At 60.0% G+C, this 18,411-nt stretch carries 16 protein-coding genes; 13 read left to right on the forward strand and 3 right to left on the reverse strand.

The window, feature by feature from the left end; genetic code table 11:
- Positions 1 to 352 precede the first annotated feature (352 nt).
- From SBC1_RS24825 to SBC1_RS24855, 7 genes are all read left to right on the forward strand, one after another.
- Complete coding sequence (locus tag SBC1_RS24825) at positions 353 to 2,275, forward strand: ABC transporter permease (RefSeq protein WP_165094139.1); 1,923 nt, start codon at positions 353 to 355, stop codon at positions 2,273 to 2,275.
- Positions 2,272 to 3,057, forward strand: coding sequence for an ABC transporter ATP-binding protein (locus SBC1_RS24830; protein WP_165094134.1), 786 nt, complete (start codon positions 2,272 to 2,274; stop codon positions 3,055 to 3,057). The genes SBC1_RS24825 and SBC1_RS24830 overlap by 4 nt, the downstream gene beginning before the upstream one ends.
- On the forward strand, positions 3,057 to 3,785 hold the full coding sequence (locus SBC1_RS24835; RefSeq protein WP_206366093.1) for an ABC transporter ATP-binding protein: 729 nt from the start codon (positions 3,057 to 3,059) through the stop codon (positions 3,783 to 3,785). Before SBC1_RS24830 ends, SBC1_RS24835 begins: the two co-directional genes overlap by 1 nt.
- Positions 3,786 to 3,884: 99 nt before the next feature.
- Positions 3,885 to 5,102, forward strand: coding sequence for an ABC transporter substrate-binding protein (locus SBC1_RS24840; protein ID WP_165094131.1), 1,218 nt, complete (start codon positions 3,885 to 3,887; stop codon positions 5,100 to 5,102).
- Positions 5,103 to 5,288: 186 nt separating this feature from the next.
- Complete coding sequence (locus SBC1_RS24845; protein ID WP_165094127.1) at positions 5,289 to 5,561, forward strand: hypothetical protein; 273 nt, start codon at positions 5,289 to 5,291, stop codon at positions 5,559 to 5,561.
- Between the two features lie 2 nt (positions 5,562 to 5,563).
- Positions 5,564 to 5,758, forward strand: coding sequence for a hypothetical protein (locus SBC1_RS24850; protein ID WP_165094124.1), 195 nt, complete (start codon positions 5,564 to 5,566; stop codon positions 5,756 to 5,758).
- A gap of 37 nt (positions 5,759 to 5,795) precedes the next feature.
- Positions 5,796 to 6,026: an AbrB/MazE/SpoVT family DNA-binding domain-containing protein gene (locus SBC1_RS24855; RefSeq protein ID WP_165094121.1), complete on the forward strand. Its 231-nt coding sequence runs from the start codon at positions 5,796 to 5,798 to the stop codon at positions 6,024 to 6,026.
- Positions 6,027 to 6,251: 225 nt separating this feature from the next.
- On the opposite strand, the gene SBC1_RS24860 is transcribed toward SBC1_RS24855, so the two are convergent.
- A complete protein-coding gene (locus tag SBC1_RS24860; RefSeq protein ID WP_165094118.1) occupies positions 6,252 to 6,815 on the reverse strand; it encodes a YSC84-related protein in 564 nt (187 codons plus the stop codon).
- A gap of 537 nt (positions 6,816 to 7,352) precedes the next feature.
- Between SBC1_RS24860 and SBC1_RS24865 the strand changes: the two genes are divergently transcribed.
- The 6 genes from SBC1_RS24865 to SBC1_RS24890 all read left to right on the forward strand — a co-directional run bounded on the left by SBC1_RS24865 (position 7,353) and on the right by SBC1_RS24890 (position 14,254).
- Positions 7,353 to 8,702, forward strand: coding sequence for an IS4 family transposase (locus SBC1_RS24865; RefSeq protein ID WP_165089544.1), 1,350 nt, complete (start codon positions 7,353 to 7,355; stop codon positions 8,700 to 8,702).
- Between the two features lie 267 nt (positions 8,703 to 8,969).
- Positions 8,970 to 10,028, forward strand: a complete 1,059-nt coding sequence (locus tag SBC1_RS24870; RefSeq protein ID WP_165094113.1) for a LysR family transcriptional regulator — start codon at positions 8,970 to 8,972, stop codon at positions 10,026 to 10,028.
- A gap of 101 nt (positions 10,029 to 10,129) precedes the next feature.
- Positions 10,130 to 10,762: a DUF4286 family protein gene (locus SBC1_RS24875; protein ID WP_165094110.1), complete on the forward strand. Its 633-nt coding sequence runs from the start codon at positions 10,130 to 10,132 to the stop codon at positions 10,760 to 10,762.
- Positions 10,763 to 10,810: 48 nt separating this feature from the next.
- Entirely contained in the window at positions 10,811 to 12,118 is a 1,308-nt protein-coding gene (locus tag SBC1_RS24880; protein WP_165094106.1) for an MFS transporter, read from the forward strand.
- Positions 12,119 to 12,180: 62 nt separating this feature from the next.
- Positions 12,181 to 12,882, forward strand: a complete 702-nt coding sequence (locus SBC1_RS24885) for a DUF2848 domain-containing protein (RefSeq protein ID WP_165094101.1) — start codon at positions 12,181 to 12,183, stop codon at positions 12,880 to 12,882.
- Positions 12,883 to 12,901: 19 nt separating this feature from the next.
- A complete protein-coding gene (locus tag SBC1_RS24890; protein ID WP_165094098.1) occupies positions 12,902 to 14,254 on the forward strand; it encodes an amidase in 1,353 nt (450 codons plus the stop codon).
- Between the two features lie 161 nt (positions 14,255 to 14,415).
- On the opposite strand, the gene SBC1_RS24895 is transcribed toward SBC1_RS24890, so the two are convergent.
- Positions 14,416 to 16,782, reverse strand: coding sequence for a DNA polymerase II (locus SBC1_RS24895; protein WP_165101195.1), 2,367 nt, complete (start codon positions 16,780 to 16,782; stop codon positions 14,416 to 14,418).
- A 202-nt stretch (positions 16,783 to 16,984) separates the two neighbouring features.
- Positions 16,985 to 18,349 carry an LLM class flavin-dependent oxidoreductase gene (locus SBC1_RS24900; RefSeq protein ID WP_165094095.1) on the reverse strand — a complete coding sequence of 455 codons (1,365 nt, stop codon included), beginning with the start codon at positions 18,347 to 18,349 and terminating at the stop codon, positions 16,985 to 16,987.
- Positions 18,350 to 18,411 lie beyond the last annotated feature (62 nt).

The raw sequence follows: 18,411 nt of genomic DNA on the forward strand, positions 1-18,411 counted from the left end.
TTATCAATTCGTTTCGTCTGGTGCAATTCATCCGCCGGTCCTTTGCATTGCACCAATAGCGGGACCGTCGCACCGGAAAAGCGATTATGGCGTGTACGCTGATTTTATAAGGTGCAGCACAACAAGCGTTCTTGCATGACTGTTAGCTTTGCGTCAGCTACAAAACCCAGTAAAACAAGGGGTAAGCACCATGCAACCTAGTATAAGTCTCTAGCTATAAAGTGGGCATGGTCATTGCATAGAAGACTAGAATTAGAGCGTGTACATTTATATCGGCATGCTGGAATGGCGCTTGAAAAAGCGGCCTTGCCGACGCGAACACCTTGATGAATCCCGAGCTATAGAGGCGTCGATGCTTTCGAATCTGGCTGTGCAACTCATCAACGGACTAGCGGACGCCTGCGCCATGTTTCTTGTCGCGTCCGGTTTGTCTCTGATCTTCGGTGTGACGCGAATCGTCAACTTTGCGCACGGCTCGTTCTACATGCTTGGCGTGTATGTGGCCTACAGCATCGCCAGCCGCTTTGGTTCGACTGTCGCGGGGTTCTGGCTTTCGATGCTTGCAGCAGCGCTTGTAGTTGCCGTGCTTGGTGCGCTGGTCGAAGTGATCGTGCTCCGGCGCATTTATCAGGCGCCTGAGTTATTCCACCTGCTGGCGACGTTTGCGCTGGTGCTGATCTTTCGCGACGCTGCACTGTATATTTGGGGCCCGGAAGACCTGTTCGGGCCGCGCGCTCCGCTGCTGGGCGGCGCGGTCAATCTGCTCGGCCACGCACTGCCCACCTATGACATTGCATTGATCGTGATCGGTCCCGTGGTGCTGGCGATCCTTTGGTTCGGTCTGACTAAAACGCGCTTGGGCACGCTGGTGCGCGCCGCGACCAGTGACCGTGAAATGCTCGGTGCGCTTGGTATCAACCAGGCTTGGCTATTTACGGGTGTGTTTTTTATCGGCGCATTTCTAGCGGGGCTTGGCGGCGCGCTGCAGGTGCCGCGCATGTCGGCGAATCTGTCGCTTGATATCGATACGATCGGCAATGCGTTCGTCGTGGTGGTGGTCGGCGGAATGGGCTCGATTCCCGGCGCGTTCGTGGCCGCCTTGCTGATCGCGGAGATCAAGGCGCTATGCATTGGCATAGGCGACGTAACCATTGGCGGCGTGGTGTTTTCGTTGAGCAAGTTCACGCTGGTGGCCGAGTTCGTGGTGATGGCTATCGTGCTCGTCGTGCGGCCGTGGGGTCTGCTCGGTCGCGCCCAGGCCGCTGTTCGCACCATGGCCGCCGCCGAAACTCCACTGCGTCCCGCCGATACCCGGCTGAAAATTTTCGCTGGTCTCGTGCTCACGGTGCTTGTGCTCGCACCGCTGCTTTCAGGCGTGTTTCCGTACATGCCCGTGCTGCTGGTCGAGATCCTGATCGCGGTGTTGTTTGCAACGAGCCTGCATTTCATCATGGGTCCGGGCGGCATGCACTCGTTCGGTCATGCCGCGTATTTCGGCTTGGGCGCGTATGGTGCAGCGTTGTTCCTGAAGGTCCTGAACCTGCCGATGGAAGCCGCGCTCGTGCTCGGCCCGCTGCTTGCCGGCGTTGGGGCGATCGTGTTCGGATGGTTCTGCGTGCGCTTGTCGGGCGTTTATCTCGCGATGCTGACGCTGGCCTTCGCGCAGATCGTCTGGTCGATCGTGTTCCAGTGGGACGCGGTGACCGGCGGCAGCAACGGCATCCTCAACCTGTGGCCGTCGACCTGGCTCAGCTCGACGGTGGCGTATTACTACGTGACCTTGGTATTCGCGGTCCTGGGTGTCTGGCTCCTGCGGCGAATGTTGTTCTCACCGCTCGGTTATGCCATGCGCGCGTCGCGCGATTCAACCCTGCGTGCCGAAGCAATCGGTATCGATGTGAAGCGTGTGCAGTGGGTCGCTTTCATTATCGCGTCATTGTTCTGCGGCCTCGCGGGATCGCTGTATGCGTTCTCCAAGGGGTCGATCTCGCCGGAGGTGATCAGCGTTGGGCGCTCGGTCGATGGCCTCGTCATGGTGCTGCTGGGTGGCTTGCAGACGCTCACCGGCCCGATTGTCGGCGCGGCGGTGTTCACCTGGCTTCAAGATACGGTCGCGCGTCAGACGGACTACTGGGAGGCCCTGCTGGGCGCGGCAATCCTCGTGCTGGTGATCGCGTTCCCGCAGGGGATCGTGGGGTTCGTGCGAGACAAGCTTGGATCGCGTAAAAATTCCGATGGCAGCGTTGCCTCGCAACCCGCCAAGGAGGCGCTGTGACCCTTCTGCGCGTCTCTCATCTCGCGAAGTCGTTCGGCGGCGTCAAAGCAGTCGACGACGTTTCCTTCGACCTGCACGCAGGACAGTTGCTCGCGCTGATTGGTCCGAACGGTGCCGGCAAGTCGACCTGCTTCAACATGCTCAACGGGCAGTTGAGGCCAAGCGCAGGTTCGATCCTCTTCGATGGTCACGAGATCGCCGGCAAACGCCCGCGCGATATCTGGCGTCTTGGCGTTGGCCGCACCTTCCAGATCGCCGCGACTTTCAATTCCATGACGGTGATTGAAAACGTGCAGATGGCGCTTGTTTCGCGGGACCGGCAGCTATTCAACCTGTGGAAACCGGCATCGTCCATTCACGCCGATGAAGCGATCGCACTGCTCGAACAAGTGGGCATGGCGGCGCATGCGAAGCGCGCGTGCGGCGTGCTGGCTTACGGCGATGTAAAGCGCGTCGAACTGGCCATCGCACTTGCCAATAAACCAAAACTCCTGCTGATGGACGAACCGACGGCGGGCATGGCGCCCAAGGAACGCAACGACCTGATGGCGCTGACCAAACAACTGGTGATCGACCACAAGCTTGGTGTGCTCTTCACCGAGCACAGCATGGACGTGGTGTTCGCCTACGCCGACAAACTGATCGTGCTCGCTCGCGGCAAGCTGATTGGCGAGGGGGACGCGGAAACCGTCCGCAACGATCCACGTGTGCGCGAAGTGTATTTCGGCACGGGAAAATCTTTCACGCCGCGTGCGTCACTCGCGGCAGACGGAGTCGCGTAATGAACCCGGCCACTCAAGACAAGAGCATGCTGAAAGTCTCCGGCCTGAACGCGTTCTATGGCCGCGCGCAGATCCTGTACGACGTTGAACTCGAAGTCGGCCGCGGTGAAGTGGTCGCGCTGATGGGCCGCAACGGCGCGGGCAAGTCGACGACAATGAAAGCGCTGATGGGCATGCTGCCGTCGCGGCAGGGAGCGATCAATTTCTGCGGGCATGACATCGCGAAGCTGCCGCCGTACCGTATTGCGCGACTCGGCATGGGCTTCGTGCCAGAAGACCGGCGCGTGTTCGGCGACCTGACAGTCATGGAGAATCTCGATACCGGCCGCCAGCCTCCGCGCGACGACGCACCTCGCTGGACACCGGAAAAACTGTTCCGCCTGTTCCCGAATCTTGGTGAGATGCCGAATCGCCCGGGCAGCCAGATGAGCGGCGGCGAGCAGCAAATGCTGACCGTGTCGCGTACGCTGATGGGCAACCCTACGCTGGTGTTGCTTGATGAACCGTCTGAGGGCGTGGCGCCGATCATCGTTGAGCAGATGGCGAACATGATTCTCGAGTTGAAGCGCGAGGGGCTGTCTATCTTGCTGTCCGAGCAGAACATGCATTTCGCCGAGCTTGTCAGCGACCGTGCGTATGTGCTCGAAAAAGGACAGATTCGGTTTGGCGGCACCATAGACGAGCTCGCCCGCGACGAAGCGGTGCGGCGGGCCTACCTGAGTGTTTAAGTGTGTTCAGCGATCAAAGACCGACCAAGGTATCCTTCAATCAGCCTTAGCCATGTCACTTAGCGTTCAACCTAGCCGCTTTATCCGGAGAGAAAAACTATGACCACGCGTGTTGGATCGTTGCTGCGCTTAACCGCCTTCATGGTTGCGCCCCTGGCCACCGCTTTAGTGTCGGTCGGCGCTGCCGCTCAGACCATCAAGATTGGCGAGATCAACAGTTATAAAGCGCAGCCCGCGTTCCTCGGTCCGTATAAGAACGGCTGGAACATGGCGCTCGACGAGGTCAACGCGGCAGGTGGTATCGATGGCAAGAAGCTTGAGGTCATCTCGCGCGACGACAACGGCAACCCCGGCGATACGGTACGCGTCGCGCAGGAATTGATCACGGGCGAACAGGTCTCGCTGCTGTTCGGCGGGTTCCTGTCGAACACCGGGTTGGCGCTCGCCGACTATGCCAAGCAACGCAAGGTTTTCTTCCTGGCTGCTGAACCGCTGACCGACAAGATCGTCTGGCAGGACGGCAACAAGTACACGTATCGGCTGCGGCCGTCGACCTATATGCAGGTCGCGATGCTTGTGCCTGAAGCCGCGAAGCTGCACAAGAAACGCTGGGCGGTTGTCTATCCGAACTATGAATACGGCCAGTCGGCGGTGGCCACGTTCAAGCGTTTGCTGAAAGCGGCGCAGCCTGACGTTGAGTTCGTTGCGGACCAGGCGGCACCGCTTGGCAAGCTCGATGCGGGCGCGGTCACGCAAGCGCTGGCGGATGCGAAGCCCGACGCCATCTTCAACGTCGAGTTCGCCGCCGATCTTGGCAAGTTCGTGCGTGAGGGCAATACGCGTGGCCTGTTCAAGGATGTTTCAGTGGTGTCATTGCTGACGGGCGAGCCTGAATACCTCGATCCGCTCGGGTCCGAGGCGCCGGTCGGCTGGATCGTGACGGGGTATCCGTGGTATTCGATCGATACGCCTGCTAACCGTAAATTTGTCGCGGCCTACGAGACCAAGTATCACGACTATCCGCGGGTGGGATCGGTGGTGGGTTATTCGGCGTTGATGTCGATTGCGGATGGCTTGAAGAAGGCCAAGTCGACCGATCCGGACAAGCTTGCGGCGGCGTTCAAGGGCTTGAAGGTCGATACGCCGTTTGGTCCGATCACGTACCGCGCGCAGGACAACCAGTCAACGATGGGCGCGTATGTGGGTACCACGGCGTTGAAGGACGGCAAGGGTATCATGACGAACTACCGATACATCGATGGCGCGAGCGTCCAGCCATCGGACGCGGAAGTGGCGAAGCTGCGCGCGGCTGATTAAGTTGATGCGTTGTGTGTGAGGACGGCCCGCGGAAGCGGGCCGTTCGCGTTGGGGGGTGCGGTGCGGGACTTCGTTTCGAACGTTGCTGACATCGGTTGAATCGGTTGATGCGGCAAAAAGCACTTGACCGGCGCATGAAATGAATTACTATGTACATATCATGTTCATGTACATAGGAGTGAGGGAATGGCTGCTGCAACGGAACGGATTGTCGTCCAGGTGACGCCGGTTCAAAAACGTGCGATTGCGAGCACCGCGAAGCGCCTCGGGCTCAACGTGAGCGAATTGATGCGCCAAGCGGCGCAGGGCTTCACGCCGTCGGACGACGAAGAGGATATCAACGCGCTGATCTGGCGCGTTGATGCGTCCACGAAGGAAGCGAATGACGCACTCGATGACGCGCTGTCATTTGTTGCGGAATCGAATAAGCGCATCGCTGCAATGACGGGAGGTAGGTAGTAATGGGTGTGACTGACAAGGTGTGGGACGCGCTCACGACCGTTATCAAAATGAATGACAAGGTGGTGTCGTTGGCCGGTACGGTGAAAGAGCAACAGTTAAAGATCGAGGGACTGACCGAGCGTGTGATTCGTCTCGAGGCAACTCTGGAACTGATGATGCGTACAGGCAGCGGCGCGAAGAAGTTGCCGCGCTAACTGGAAGCAAATTAAGGAATGTCGAATATGAGGAACAATGGCATCCCCAACTGTGACATCTAAAGGGCAGGCAACTATTCCTCTGGACGTTCGCAGGCAGCTCGGGTTGGGTGCAGGGGAGCGCATCGAGTTCATCCTCAACGACGAAATGGTGCCTGCCAATCTCCCAGTGACCGCACTCAAAGGAATTATCCGCAGACCTGCGAAACCAGTGTCGATTGAGGACATCAACTCGGCAATCGGCGAGCAGGGAGCACTGGCTCGATGATCGGCCGTGATACGAATGGGTTGGTTCGCTATTTCGCACAAGATGACTCGGCGCAGTCAGCCAAGCCAAACCAAACGTAACGATTGAGTCACTCACGGCTGAGCGCGGGCCATGTCACGTGGGCGCCGAATTTCGGCGCCTACAAATTGCGGATGTATAAGGGCGTTTAGCGGCGTGTGCCCGGCACGCGTTCTTCACTCTCAAGTCATCCGCACAACCAACCTCTCAGGGACTGAGCTTCGTAATTTTCTGGCCCTGGATTCCTACCCCGGCCATCAGTCCTTGCTGGCCGTAAATGAACGCATAGACGTCCGATTGCAGCGTGGTCGATGTCAGCGACCGTGCGGTGCCGGAATCCACGACAACAACGCTCGGCCCCGCGCCAATCGACCAGCCGCCACTAGTCTGCAGATACTTGATTGCGGAATCGGTCGTGAGGAACATGGCTTCCTGAAACGATTGCGCGCCGGCTTGCAGACCATACGAAACGGATGTCGCATTGTAGTAGCCCATCACTTTCCCATCCGGGCCGAACATCACGCCATTTCCTTCCTCGGCTCCGACGATCAAACCGGCTTTGAGTATCTCCGGAAATACGAGCACGGCTCTCGCTCGGGACTGGAGTAACTTCGCATTGGGCGTGGTGCTGTACAGCTGCTGTAGCGCTGCGCGCGCCTTGGCCTCCAGATCGGGGTCGACCCCGTTGGTCGGGGGTATTTGCGAAGTCGAGCAGGAGGTCGCAAACAGCAAGAGCAGGTTTAGAAGGATCAGTCTGAAGCATTTGGCCATGAGGTCAACTCCGCTCGCAAATCGGTCGTATCCGGTTGAATACGGCCTGGGGTGGTTCGCTGGATGTTCTGTGCAGATGCGCTTTATTGATGGTAATGACGGTTAGCGTTTTTAATTTGGAATGTGTCCCCGCGCGCGGGTGAAAAGCTTGAGTAAATAATTTTGTCCGACCGGTGTTATTAGAAATGATTGAGTGTTTAATGACCTCATTCGGAGTATTAAAGAAAATATTGCAAATGGAGGCGATTGTCGACACGTTTGATAACGATAAGCGTGTTTAACCCCCGATCTACCTGAACCGCCTTGCACAGGGCATGACAAGCGCTGTCCGATCGACAAATTCAAATCTGCGAAGACTCAACGAACCGATCTGGCCGTCCTCGCTTTGATTAAATCGAGGGTTTAATACATCCGGTTATACACATCTCGTATCCCAAGGCGTCGTGCGCGGAAGAACGCGTTTACTTTCAATGACGTAGCGCTGCGCTTGTAAACTTTCAGCGGATCGCGTTTACTCTTGCTTTTTGAGTGGACGCATTGGTCACCGAATCGACGCCCTGGACCCAGACGGAATTCAAACAGCTCGAGCTCGGCGATGCGCGCCTGAACAAGCGAGCGAGGCTTTTGATGGAAAGAATGGCGGCGGACCCGATGGCCAGCGTGCCCAAGGCATGCCAGGGCTGGGGCGAGACGATGGCGGCGTACCGCTTCTTCGACAACGACAAGGTCGAATGGCATGCGATTTTGGAGCCGCATTGGCAGCAGACGCAGGAGCGCATGCAGGCCCATCGTGTCGTGCTCTGCGTGCAGGACACATCAGAGCTGGATTTCAACGGACAAGGCGCGATCGGACTCGGGCCACTGAGCTATGAAGCCCAGCGGGGCATGTATCTGCATCCGACCTACGCGGTCACGCCGCAGCGCGAGCCGTTGGGCATTCTGGATGCGTGGATGTGGGCGCGGGAGAAGAAGGACGAATCCGGCAAGCGTGGCGGACTCAAGGAGAGTGTGCGCTGGATCGAGGGCTATGAGCGCATTGCCGAGATGGCGCCGAGCCTGCCCTCCACGCGTTTGGTGTATGTGGCTGACCGCGAAGCGGATCTGATGTCGCTGATGTTGCGAGCGCAGGAGCTGGGCACGCCGGCAGACTGGCTGGTACGAGCCGCTCATAATCGCTGCCTGCCGGAGGGAGACAAGCTGTGGGAGCGCACGAGCCGTGGGGAAGCTGTCGGGCAAATCGCCTTCACGATGGCTTCGCGCCATGGCGTCAAAGCACGCACGGTGCGCCAGCACCTGTGGGTGCAACACGTGGAGTTGCCCGCGGGCAAAGGCAAGTGCATCGCTGCGACGTGCCTGGTCGCGCGCGAGTTCGATGCGCCAGCGGGCGTTAAGCCGATCGAATGGCGTCTGTTGACCAATCGCACGGCCAGCACGGTGGAGGAGGCAGTCGAACTGATCGATTGGTATCGAGCGCGCTGGGAAGTGGAAATCTTGTTCAACATCCTGAAGAACGCGTGCCGTGTCGAGGCGCTTCAGTTGGGCACGATCGAACGGCTCGAGCGCGCGTTAGCGCTGTTTCTGGTGGTGGCTTGGCGTGTGGCTTATTTGATGCGGCTCGGACGAACCTGCCCGGATCTGGACGCGCACCTGTTCTTCGATCCCGATGAAATTCGCTCCGCCTACCTGCTCACGAAAACCCGAGCGCCGGCCCAACCGAAGCTCAACGAAGTATTGCGACTGATCGCGCGCCTGGGAGGTTTCCTTGGCCGCAAGGGCGACGGCGAACCCGGAGCAAAGACCATCTGGCTCGGCCTCAGAGAAGTTCATGTCGCTGCAAAAACATTGCGCCTCTTACGCCACGACGATGGTGACGACACTTCTGTATAAGGGAATGGGTTTAATAGGGTAGGAGGTTATATCAAGCATTGTCATTTGGCAAAGCGTCAGGGGCTCAATAAATATTAGAATTAATATCGCAATTCGTTTCGGTATTTCAGTTTTTTATACAGCGAATATATTCACCGAAAACACCTGCACAAACGCCCCGATCCGTTCCGAGCGTCGAAGCAACCATAGCCGATCGCGGCGAACCAACTCTGCCCATCCGCCACGACGCGTTACCATGCCCGTTCGTCCTGACTTGCGACCTTTGCCGTGAACATCCGCTTCCTCGAAACCTTCGTCTGGCTAGCCAAGCTCCAGAATTTCCGCCTCACGGCCGAGAAACTGCATACCACGCAAGCGGCCGTCTCAAGCCGGATCGCGTCGCTTGAGGAGAGCTTCGACGTCCGGCTGTTCGATCGCAACTCGCGCTCCGCCACGCTCACGCCGGCCGGCCGCAAGATGCTGGCCTATGCGGAGCGCATCGTGCGCCTTGGCGAGGAAATGCGCCGGGAAGTCGACGACGCAGACGCCGACGCGGGCCTGATCCGCATCGGCGTGATTGAATCGATCGTGCATAGCTGGTTCCCGGCGCTAATGGCGCTCGTGCGCGAGCGTTATCCGCGGCTCGAAATAGAAGTCACCAGCGACACCACGATTCACCTCGCGAACCTGCTGCGCGGCGGTGAGATCGAGTTGATCCTGCAGACCGATGCAATCGCTGGCCCCGACTTCACCAATCTGCCGCTGTCTGAATTCCCTGTGCGTTGGGTGGCTAGCCCCAAGCTCGGACTCTCGGGCCGGACCCTCGATCTCGTGGATCTCGCGGACTTTCCCATCGTCAGCTTTTCGCGTCACTCCGGTCCGCACGCAACGCTTGAGCAACTCTTCGCACTGGCAGTCGAGCGGCCCGCGCGGATCAACTGCATCACGTCGGTGGCGGCCATGATTCGGCTGGTTGCCGACGGTTTCGGCGTGGCTGCACTGCCGCCCGCGATCATCCAGCGCGAGTTGCGCGAAGGGACGCTTGAAGTCCTCGATGTGAGCGCCGAGTTTCCGTCGCTGCCGCTGGTGGCGACCTGCCGGGCGCAGAGTCACCCGCTCGCCGCGCGTATCGCCGATCTGGCACGGCAAGCCGCAAGCGAGTTTGAAGCGGCGCTCCACGCTGAGCGGGTTCCTGCTGCGAAGGCCGATGCCAAGCCAGGGGCATCGCCGAAACGCGGCGCGCGCAAGACTAGCGGCATGCCGACGCCGCCGCCGGAAGTCAACGCTCGCAAGCCGGGGCGCACGCGCAAGTCGTCGGCAAGCAAGGCGCCCGCAAGCAAGTCATAAGGAAACTTGTTCGCGCCGTATTTGTTTTCTTGTTGGACCTAAGTGCCCGCTGCTCGCGACACTGTTCCCATTACGAATCCACTTTCGCCAGGGAACAATCGATGAGCGCATCACAACCGCAGGGCCAGCTTTGCATCTGGACGGATACCGACCCCAATCCGGTGCAGGAAGCCGATTTCAACGCGTGGTACGACCGCGAGCACATGCAGGAACGCGTCGCCATTCCCGGCTTTCGCTACGCACGCCGCTTCAAGGCCACCGACGGCGGCCCGCGCCGCTATCTCGCTCTGTATGTGACCGAGTCGCTCGACGTCTTTCGCAGCGACGCTTATCAGCGCGCATTCACTCAGCAAACCCCATGGTCGCTCGGCAACTTCGCGCGGATGACCAACACGCAGCGGCGCGTAGGCGAATTGACGCTTGAACAGGGTGATGGTGAAGGCGCGTTTCTCGCACTGTTCGTACTGCCACCGGAACGCGTTGAAGCCGCGTTGTTGAAGCCGCGCTTCGAAGCAGGTCTGCGTCAGGCCGGCATTCATGCCGCACGGCTTTTTTGCACGGCGCCTGCGTTGTCGGTGTCATTGACGGCATCGAAGGAACCGGTATTGGCCGCCGCCGATGCGCTCGTGCTGATCGAAGGCAGTGACGCCGAGGCCACCCGCGCGCTAGCCGAAACACTCGCGGACGGCGCCGAAGTTCGCACGTTCCAGATGCTCTGGCGCATTTCGGCCTGACCCACGTCGTCGTCATGTTTATCCCGCTTTCATCATCCGAGGTTCTCGATGAATACACTTGCCCAGCAATCCGAGCTCGGTTCGCCGCACGTCGGACGTGGCCGTCTAGCGACGGCGAGCATGGTCGGCACGTCGCTGGAGTGGTACGACTTCACGATCTACAACACGCTCGCCGCGCTTGTTTTCAATCACCTGTTTTTCCCCTCCGTCGATCCGCTCGCGGGCACCATTCTCGCGTTCTCGACGTATGCGGTCGGGTATATCTCGCGGCCGCTCGGCGGCGTGATCTTCGGCAATCTGGGCGATCGGATCGGCCGTCGTGCTGTTCTGATGCTCACGCTCGTGCTGATGGGCATCACCACGGCGTTGATGGGATTCTTGCCGACGTATGCGGCCATCGGCATCTATAGTCCGATCCTGCTCGTCGCGCTGCGCTTCGTGCAGGGCATCGCGCTCGGCGGCGAATGGGCCGGGGCTGTGCTGCTATCGATTGAACATGGCGATCAGAACAAGCGCGGCCTGAGCGCGTCGTGGACGCAGGTCGGGCCGTCGTTCGGCACGCTGCTCGGCACGGGTCTCATCGCGCTACTCACGCTCGTGGTTTCCCCCGACGATTTCCTCGCCTGGGGCTGGCGTCTGCCCTTTGTCGCCAGCATGCTGCTGGTGGTTTTTGGCCTGTGGATACGGCGCGGAGTCGATGAAACCCCGCAGTTCGAGCAACTTAGCCATGCCCATGCAACGGCGAAGGTACCTGTTGTTGAAGTGCTCACGCAGCACTGGCGGCGTCTGCTGATTGCCGGCGGTTCGCGGATCGGCTCAGACGTGCTGTACGCATTGCTGGTCGTGTTCACGCTGACGTATGTCACGACCGTGCTGCATCTGTCACGCACGACTGCGTTGACCGCTGTGTTGATCGGCACCGCGTGCAATGCGTTGAGCGTGCCGTTCTTCGGCGCGCTGTCGGATCGCTTTGGGCGCCGGCCGGTCTATCTCGCTGGCGCGTTTGCCGCGCTGGTGTGGGCGTTCGTTTTCTTCGTGCTTGTGGATAGCGCGCGACCGTGGCAGATCGTGCTCGCCGTCGTGGTGGGGCTCGTGATCCATGCAGTGATGTATGGCCCGCAAGCCGCATTCGTGACTGAGCAGTTTCCAACGCGTGTGCGTTATGCCGGATCGTCGCTCGCTTACACGCTTGCCGGCATTCTCGGCGGCGGCTTCGCGCCGCTCATCATCGTGAGCCTGTTCAAGCACTACAACAGCACGCTGGCGGTGTCGGTGTACGTGGCGCTGGCGGTGGTTGTCACCGGCATTTCGCTGATCGTCGCGCGTGAGACCGCGCGCCGGCCGCTGGAAAACTAAAGCGCGGCCTGTCGTCCCGGCGCGCGTTGCCGCGCCGTGCTCATCTAACTTTCGTACGCTCAATGACTACGCTTTCCTTCAACGTATTTCCCCTCGGCGCAGCGTCTGCGTCGACCACGGCCAACATAGACGACCTTGTGATTGCCGGCTGGGCAGGGCGCGATCCTGCCGCGATCCAGGCGCATATCGATGAACTCGCGGCTCTTGGTGTAGCGCCGCCTTCGACCACGCCATGTTTCTATCGTTTGGCCGCTGGCCTGCTCACGCAGGACGACAGCATCGCCGTGCTCGGTGAGCACTCGGGCGGCGAAGTCGAATGTGTGCTGCTCGACAGCCCGCTTGGTACGCTGGTCGCTATCGGCTCAGATCATACGGATCGCGAAGTAGAGGCGTATGGCGTGGCGGTATCGAAGCAGGTTTGTGCCAAACCGCTTGGCCACGATGCCTGGCTTTATGCCGATGTCGCCGCGCATTGGGATCAGTTGACAATGCGCTCGTGGTTGAGCTGCGCTGACGGTGAGCGCCGCCTTTATCAATCGGGTGCGGTCAACGGACTGCTGGAACCGGCCGACTTGTGGCGAAGGTTCGCGGGTGCGCCAACACTGCCTGCGAAGAGCGCGATGTTCGGTGGCACGCTTGCTGTGCACGGCGCGATAGCGGCGATGTCCTCGGGCGATGCCTTCGAACTCGAGCTTCACGATCCGGTGCTCGGACGCACTTTGAAACATCGGTATTCGGTGGCTTCGCTGCCGGTCGTTGCCTGACTTTTACTGGATATCATCCATGCCGCTCTTCGCTCCCAAGACCCCGCTCGCCGATCTCGCCGCCATGCTCGACGCAGGCACTACGACCTCTCGCGAACTGACTGAAACCGCGCTGGAACGCATTGCTGCCGATGGCGGTAATGGCGGCGCCGCATTCTGTTTCGTGGACGCTGACGGTGCCCGCCGCCAGGCCGATGCCCTCGATGCACTCCGCCGTGCAGGCACGCGTCTCTCGCCGCTCGCGGGGGTGCCAATATCGATAAAGGATCTCTTCGATGTACAAGGCCAGCCGACCCGCGCCGGTTCCCGCGTTCTCGCCGATGCTCCGCCTGCCCGCACCGACGCGCCCGCGATCGCCCGGTTAAGGCGTGCCGGCGCGGTGCTGATCGGGCGCACCAACATGAGCGAGTTCGCATTCTCGGGGCTGGGTCTCAATCCGCACTACGGCACGCCTGCATCGCCGTGGCGCCGTAGCGAACGACACGTGGCGGGAGGGTCGTCGTCGGGGGCGGCAGCTTCGGTGGCCGATGGCATGGCGGCAGCGGGCCTTGGCAGCGACACGGGCGGATCGCTGCGCATTCCGGCCGCGTTTTGCGGACTCACGGGTTTTAAACCGAGCGCGGGACGTGTACCGACTGAGGGTGCTGTGCCGCTGTCGCCTACGCTCGATGTAGTCGGCGCCATTGCGCCGAGTGTCGCGTGCTGCGTGACGATGGATGGCGTGCTCTCGGGGGCCTCGTTCGACGCAAGCAGGCCGCTTGCGGGCGCGCGGTTCGCGGTGCTGCGCAACTATGTGATGGACGGCATTGAGCCGGAAGTTGCACGAACTTATGAAGCGGCGTTGGACAAGCTCGCTCAAGCCGGCGCCTTGCTTACTGAAGTCCGTTTCGCGCCGCTCGATTCGCTGCCTGCGATCAACACGTTCGGCTTCTCGCCGATAGAAGCGTTTGCTGCTCATCGCTCGCGCCTCGGTACTCACGCGGATGCATACGACCGGCGCGTGCTGGCGCGGATCAGGCGCGGCGAGGCGGCATCGGCGGCGGATTACCTTGATCTGCTCGCAGCGCGGCGCACGACCATCGCGGCGGCTCAGCAGTTCTTCGCCGGCTTCGATGCGTTCATCATGCCGACCGTTCCTATCGCCCCGCCTGCGATTGCCTCGCTCGAAGCCGATGACGCAGCTTTCGCCGCAGCCAACGCGCTGGTGCTGCGTAATCCAAGCGTGGTGAATTTTCTCGATGGCTGCGCGGTTTCGGTGCCTTGCCATCGGGAGGGGGATGCGCCTGTGGGGCTGAGCGTCGGCGGATTCCATGGTCAGGACGAGATGATTCTCGCGCTGGCGGGAGCGGCGGAAACAGCGCTTGGGGCTTAAGAGATTGCGCGACGGGGCGGCGCGTCTCGCGCTTAGCCCCGCTGGTCCGTGTCGTTCATAACGAAGCAAGGGCCTAAGCCTCAACCAAATCAACGCGTTGCGGCACCTCCTCAAGACTTGTCCACAGCCTTGCCAACAATTTCTGTGGATATCTTCGTGGGCTAGAACAACTCGTGCTGGCCAGAAACCAGCGTCTGGAAGTCGCTTTGCAGAAGCGGCAAGATAGCATCGGCAATAGGCTGCAATTGCCGCGTCAGGTAGTGATCGTAGTCAATGGCAGCCTGCAAGGTTTCAAGCGGTTCCGGTCCTGCGCTAGTTATCACATAACTGATCCACCCGCCACGTTGATACTGCAACGGCCGGCCGCGCTCGCGGTTGAACTCATCGGCCATGCGAGCCGCGCGGACATGCGGCGGCACGTTGCGCTCATACGCATCCAGTGGCCGGCGCAGGCGCTTTCTATACACGAGCAACTCGTCGAATTCGCCGCTCAGCGTGCGCCGCACGTAATCGCGAACATAGTCCTGATACGGCTCGCCTTTGAAGATTCGCAAATAGAGTTCTCGCTGGAACTGCTGCGCGAGCGGCGTCCAGTCGCTGCGAACAGTTTCAAGGCCCTTGTAGACCACTTCTTCGCTACCGTCAGGCAGAAGGCTAAGACCGGCATAACGCTTTTTGCTGCCTTCTTCCGCGCCGCGAATGGTCGGCATGAAAAACCGGCGATAGTGTCGTTCGAATTGGAGTTCAAGCGCGCTCTCCAGACCGAAGCGCTCTCGCACATGATCCTGCCACCACGCATTCACGTGCTCGACGAGCGTTCCACCAATTCGCGCCGCTTCTTCCTCGCTGCGAGCGTGCTTTAACCAGACGAAAGTGGAATCCGTATCACCGTAGATCACTTCATATCCTTCGGCCTCAATCAACTCACGCGTCTTGCGCATGATTTCGTGACCGCGCATGGTGATCGACGAGGCAAGGCGAGGGTCGAAGAAGCGGCATCCCGTGGAACCCAGCACGCCGTAGAACGCGTTCATGATGATCTTCAACGCTTGCGAAAGCGGCTTGTTGTGCTCGCGTTTCGCTTCTTCGCGTCCTTTCCAGACCTGATCGACAATGGCCGGCAGACTATGACGCGTGCGTGAAAAACGTGCGCCAAGAAAACCCGGTACCGAATGCTGATCGTCGGGATGGCGCAAACCGTCGACTAACCCAACGGGGTCGATAAGGAAGGTACGAATGATCGATGGATACAGGCTTTTATAGTCGAGAACCAGCACGGAGTCGTAAAGCCCCGGGCGCGAATTCATGACGAATCCGCCGGGGCTTGCCGCGCCGGCGATATCGCCGAGGTTGGGCGCGACGAATCCTTGCCGATGCATCCGCGGCATGTACAAGTGCGTAAAAGCCGCCACCGATCCACCGCTGCGATCAGCGGGCAGACCCGTGACCGTCGCGCGTTCGAGCAGGAAGGGCAGCAGTTCCGTCTTCGCGAAGACCCGCGTAACCAGTTCGCAATCCTTCAGGTTGTAGCGTGCGAGAGCGGGTTTGTCTTCATCGAAACGGCGCTGGATTTCGTCCATCCGCTGGTACGGGTTATCGATGGCCTTGCCTTCGCCCAGCACCGTCTGCGCGACATACTCGAGGCTGAACGAAGGGAAGCTCCATGTTGCGGACCTAAGGGCTTCAATTCCATCGATCAGCAATCGTCCTGCCGCGCCCGCGAAGAAATGGTTTTGAGTGAGACCATGCTGCCGCCATTCCATCACGCTCCCGCCGCGACCCAGCCGCAGCGGAATCTGGTATTGCTGCGAGTGTTCCTGCAATACGCGCAAATCGAACTGAACCAGGTTCCAGCCGATGATCGCATCGGGATCGTGCCGCTGAAGCCACGCGTTGAGTTTCTCCAGCAGGAGAGGGCGGCTTTCGCAGTATTCAAGCTTGAAGTCGATGCCGCTACTGTCGCCGTTGGGCGGTCCCAGCATATAAACCTGACGCTCACCGCAGCCTTCGAGCGCGATGGAATAGAGCTCCGTTTTGGCGCTGGTTTCTATGTCGAGCGACACCAGTTTCAACTTCGGCCGATAACCCGACGCGGGTTTCAACTCGCTGTTCAGAAGCGGACCGCCTCCACGAGACTCGCCGGTGAACACGACCGGCGCCGTAATAAAGCGCTCCATCATGTAGCGGTCTGGCGGAAAGACATCGGCTTCGTACACGTCTACGCCGCCCTGCTTCAAGCGTCTCTCCAGCCCCGTCAATTGCCGATATTGCTTGCTGTACAGGCCCAATACCGGCCGATGGTTGAAGTCAACGAGATCCAGCGGGCGAAGTTCCACCTGCTTCTCGCGTTGCAAGATGGTTTCGGCCCGCTCGCGTTGTTCGGCTGGAATGAACGCGACCGAATCCTGCGGGCGCAAGCGCAGGTGGCGGGGACCTTCGTCCGTCGCAAGCCAGAATTCGACTTCGGTCCCATTGGCAGTGTCCCGCCAATGACGCGTCAGAATAAAACCTTGTTGATGCTCGGCCAGATACCCACCTTGGAAAATTCGTCTCTTCCAGGGATTTTAGTGGGTGTACGCGTTCCTTGTTCAGTTTGCAGCCTTTTTGACGCAGTCGTCCGGCCCGATGAGATACGGTCGTCCGCACGGGCCCGCGTCCGAGGGGCCCGTCAAGTGTTCATCGGCCTTGTCGTGAACCGACGCGCCTGGCTCGTTCCACGCACGCTTACGCTCAAGCCGCCACCGCACCTACCTTCTCTGCAGAGTACCGATTAACAGGGCGCGCAAGGCCAAGATTGGCGCGCAACGTCCGGCCTTCATATTCCGTGCGAAACAGTCCGCGGCGACGCAACTCCGGCAGCACCAGTTCGATGAAATCCGTCAGGCTGCCCGGCAGAACCGCTGGCATTACGTTGTAGCCGTCGGCCCCATATTGCACGAAGCGTTCCTCCAGTTGATCCGCGATCTGTTCGGGTGAGCCGACCACTTGCCAATGTCCGCGTGCGCCCGCCACGCGCAGATAAAGCTGTCGAATCGTCAGGTTTTCGCGCCGAGCCAATTCGAGCGTGAGCAATTGACGGCTCTTGCTTGCGTTCGTTTCCGGCAATTCGGGAATGGGGCCATCAAGCGGATAAGCCGACAAGTCCAAACCGCCGGTGAGCCCCGACACCAATGCAAGGCCCACCGCCGGGTCGATCAGCGATTGCAAATGCTCGAACTTCTCGCGCGCCTCGCTTTCGGTGCGCCCGACAATAGGCATCACGCCGGGCATGATCTTCAGGTCGTCCGGATGACGCCCGTGTTGTCCGAGACGACCCTTGACGTCGGCATAAAAATCGATCGCGTCCTGAAGGGTTTGCTGCGCCGTGAAGATAACCTCGGCGGTGCGGGCCGCGAGCGCCCGGCCAGCTTCCGATGAACCCGCTTGCACGACCACTGGCTGACCTTGCGGCGAGCGAGCTACGTTCAGCGGCCCCTTGACCTGGAAGAATCGCCCTTTGTGATCGAGGACATGGCGCTTGGCGGGATTGAAGAAGCGGCCTTGCTCTTTGTCGCGCAAGAATGCATCGTCCTCCCAACTATCCCAGAGCCGGTCGACGATCTCCGCAAACTCGGTTGCCCGTTCATAGCGTTCTCCATGCTCGAAATGCCGGTCACGATTAAAGTTCTTCGCTTCATGCTCATTCGACGAAGTAACGAGGTTCCATCCTGCACGTCCGCCGCTGATATGGTCGAGCGACGCGAACTTGCGAGCGATGTGATACGGCTCGTTGAAGCTGGTGGACGCCGTGCCGACCAGGCCGATGTTTTCTGTCACGGAAGCCAGTGCGGACAGCAGCGTGATCGGCTCGAACTGAGCGATGTAGCTGTGCGCCGTGCGGCTCAGAAAGTCGAGGTTATCGCCTCGGGTGCCCACGCCATCGGCGAGAAACAGAAGATCGAATTTCGCGGCTTGCGCCGCTTGGGCAAGCTGCACGTAGTGGCCGAAATTGATGCCGGCGTCGGCCTGAGCATCTGGATGCCGCCACGCAGCAATGTGATGCCCTGCAGGATAAAGAAAGGCGCCGAGGCGCAGTTGTCCGGTTCGCTTGGCCATGGTGTGTGGGGTCGGGATGCTTCGTGAAAAGGGACACTGTCATGCGTGAGTCCGCTTGATAC

The organism is Caballeronia sp. SBC1 (assembly GCF_011493005.1).
GTDB lineage: Bacteria > Pseudomonadota > Gammaproteobacteria > Burkholderiales > Burkholderiaceae > Caballeronia.

Coding starts and splice junctions, on each gene's coding strand:
- SBC1_RS24825 (WP_165094139.1), top strand. CDS start 353: ATGCTTTCGAATCTGGCTGTGCAACTCATCAACGGACTAGCGGACGCC.
- SBC1_RS24835 (WP_206366093.1), top strand. CDS start 3,057: ATGAACCCGGCCACTCAAGACAAGAGCATGCTGAAAGTCTCCGGCCTG.
- SBC1_RS24840 (WP_165094131.1), top strand. CDS start 3,885: ATGACCACGCGTGTTGGATCGTTGCTGCGCTTAACCGCCTTCATGGTT.
- SBC1_RS24845 (WP_165094127.1), top strand. CDS start 5,289: ATGGCTGCTGCAACGGAACGGATTGTCGTCCAGGTGACGCCGGTTCAA.
- SBC1_RS24850 (WP_165094124.1), top strand. CDS start 5,564: ATGGGTGTGACTGACAAGGTGTGGGACGCGCTCACGACCGTTATCAAA.
- SBC1_RS24855 (WP_165094121.1), top strand. CDS start 5,796: ATGGCATCCCCAACTGTGACATCTAAAGGGCAGGCAACTATTCCTCTG.
- SBC1_RS24860 (WP_165094118.1), bottom strand. CDS start 6,815: ATGGCCAAATGCTTCAGACTGATCCTTCTAAACCTGCTCTTGCTGTTT.
- SBC1_RS24875 (WP_165094110.1), top strand. CDS start 10,130: ATGAGCGCATCACAACCGCAGGGCCAGCTTTGCATCTGGACGGATACC.
- SBC1_RS24880 (WP_165094106.1), top strand. CDS start 10,811: ATGAATACACTTGCCCAGCAATCCGAGCTCGGTTCGCCGCACGTCGGA.
- SBC1_RS24885 (WP_165094101.1), top strand. CDS start 12,181: ATGACTACGCTTTCCTTCAACGTATTTCCCCTCGGCGCAGCGTCTGCG.
- SBC1_RS24890 (WP_165094098.1), top strand. CDS start 12,902: ATGCCGCTCTTCGCTCCCAAGACCCCGCTCGCCGATCTCGCCGCCATG.
- SBC1_RS24900 (WP_165094095.1), bottom strand. CDS start 18,349: ATGGCCAAGCGAACCGGACAACTGCGCCTCGGCGCCTTTCTTTATCCT.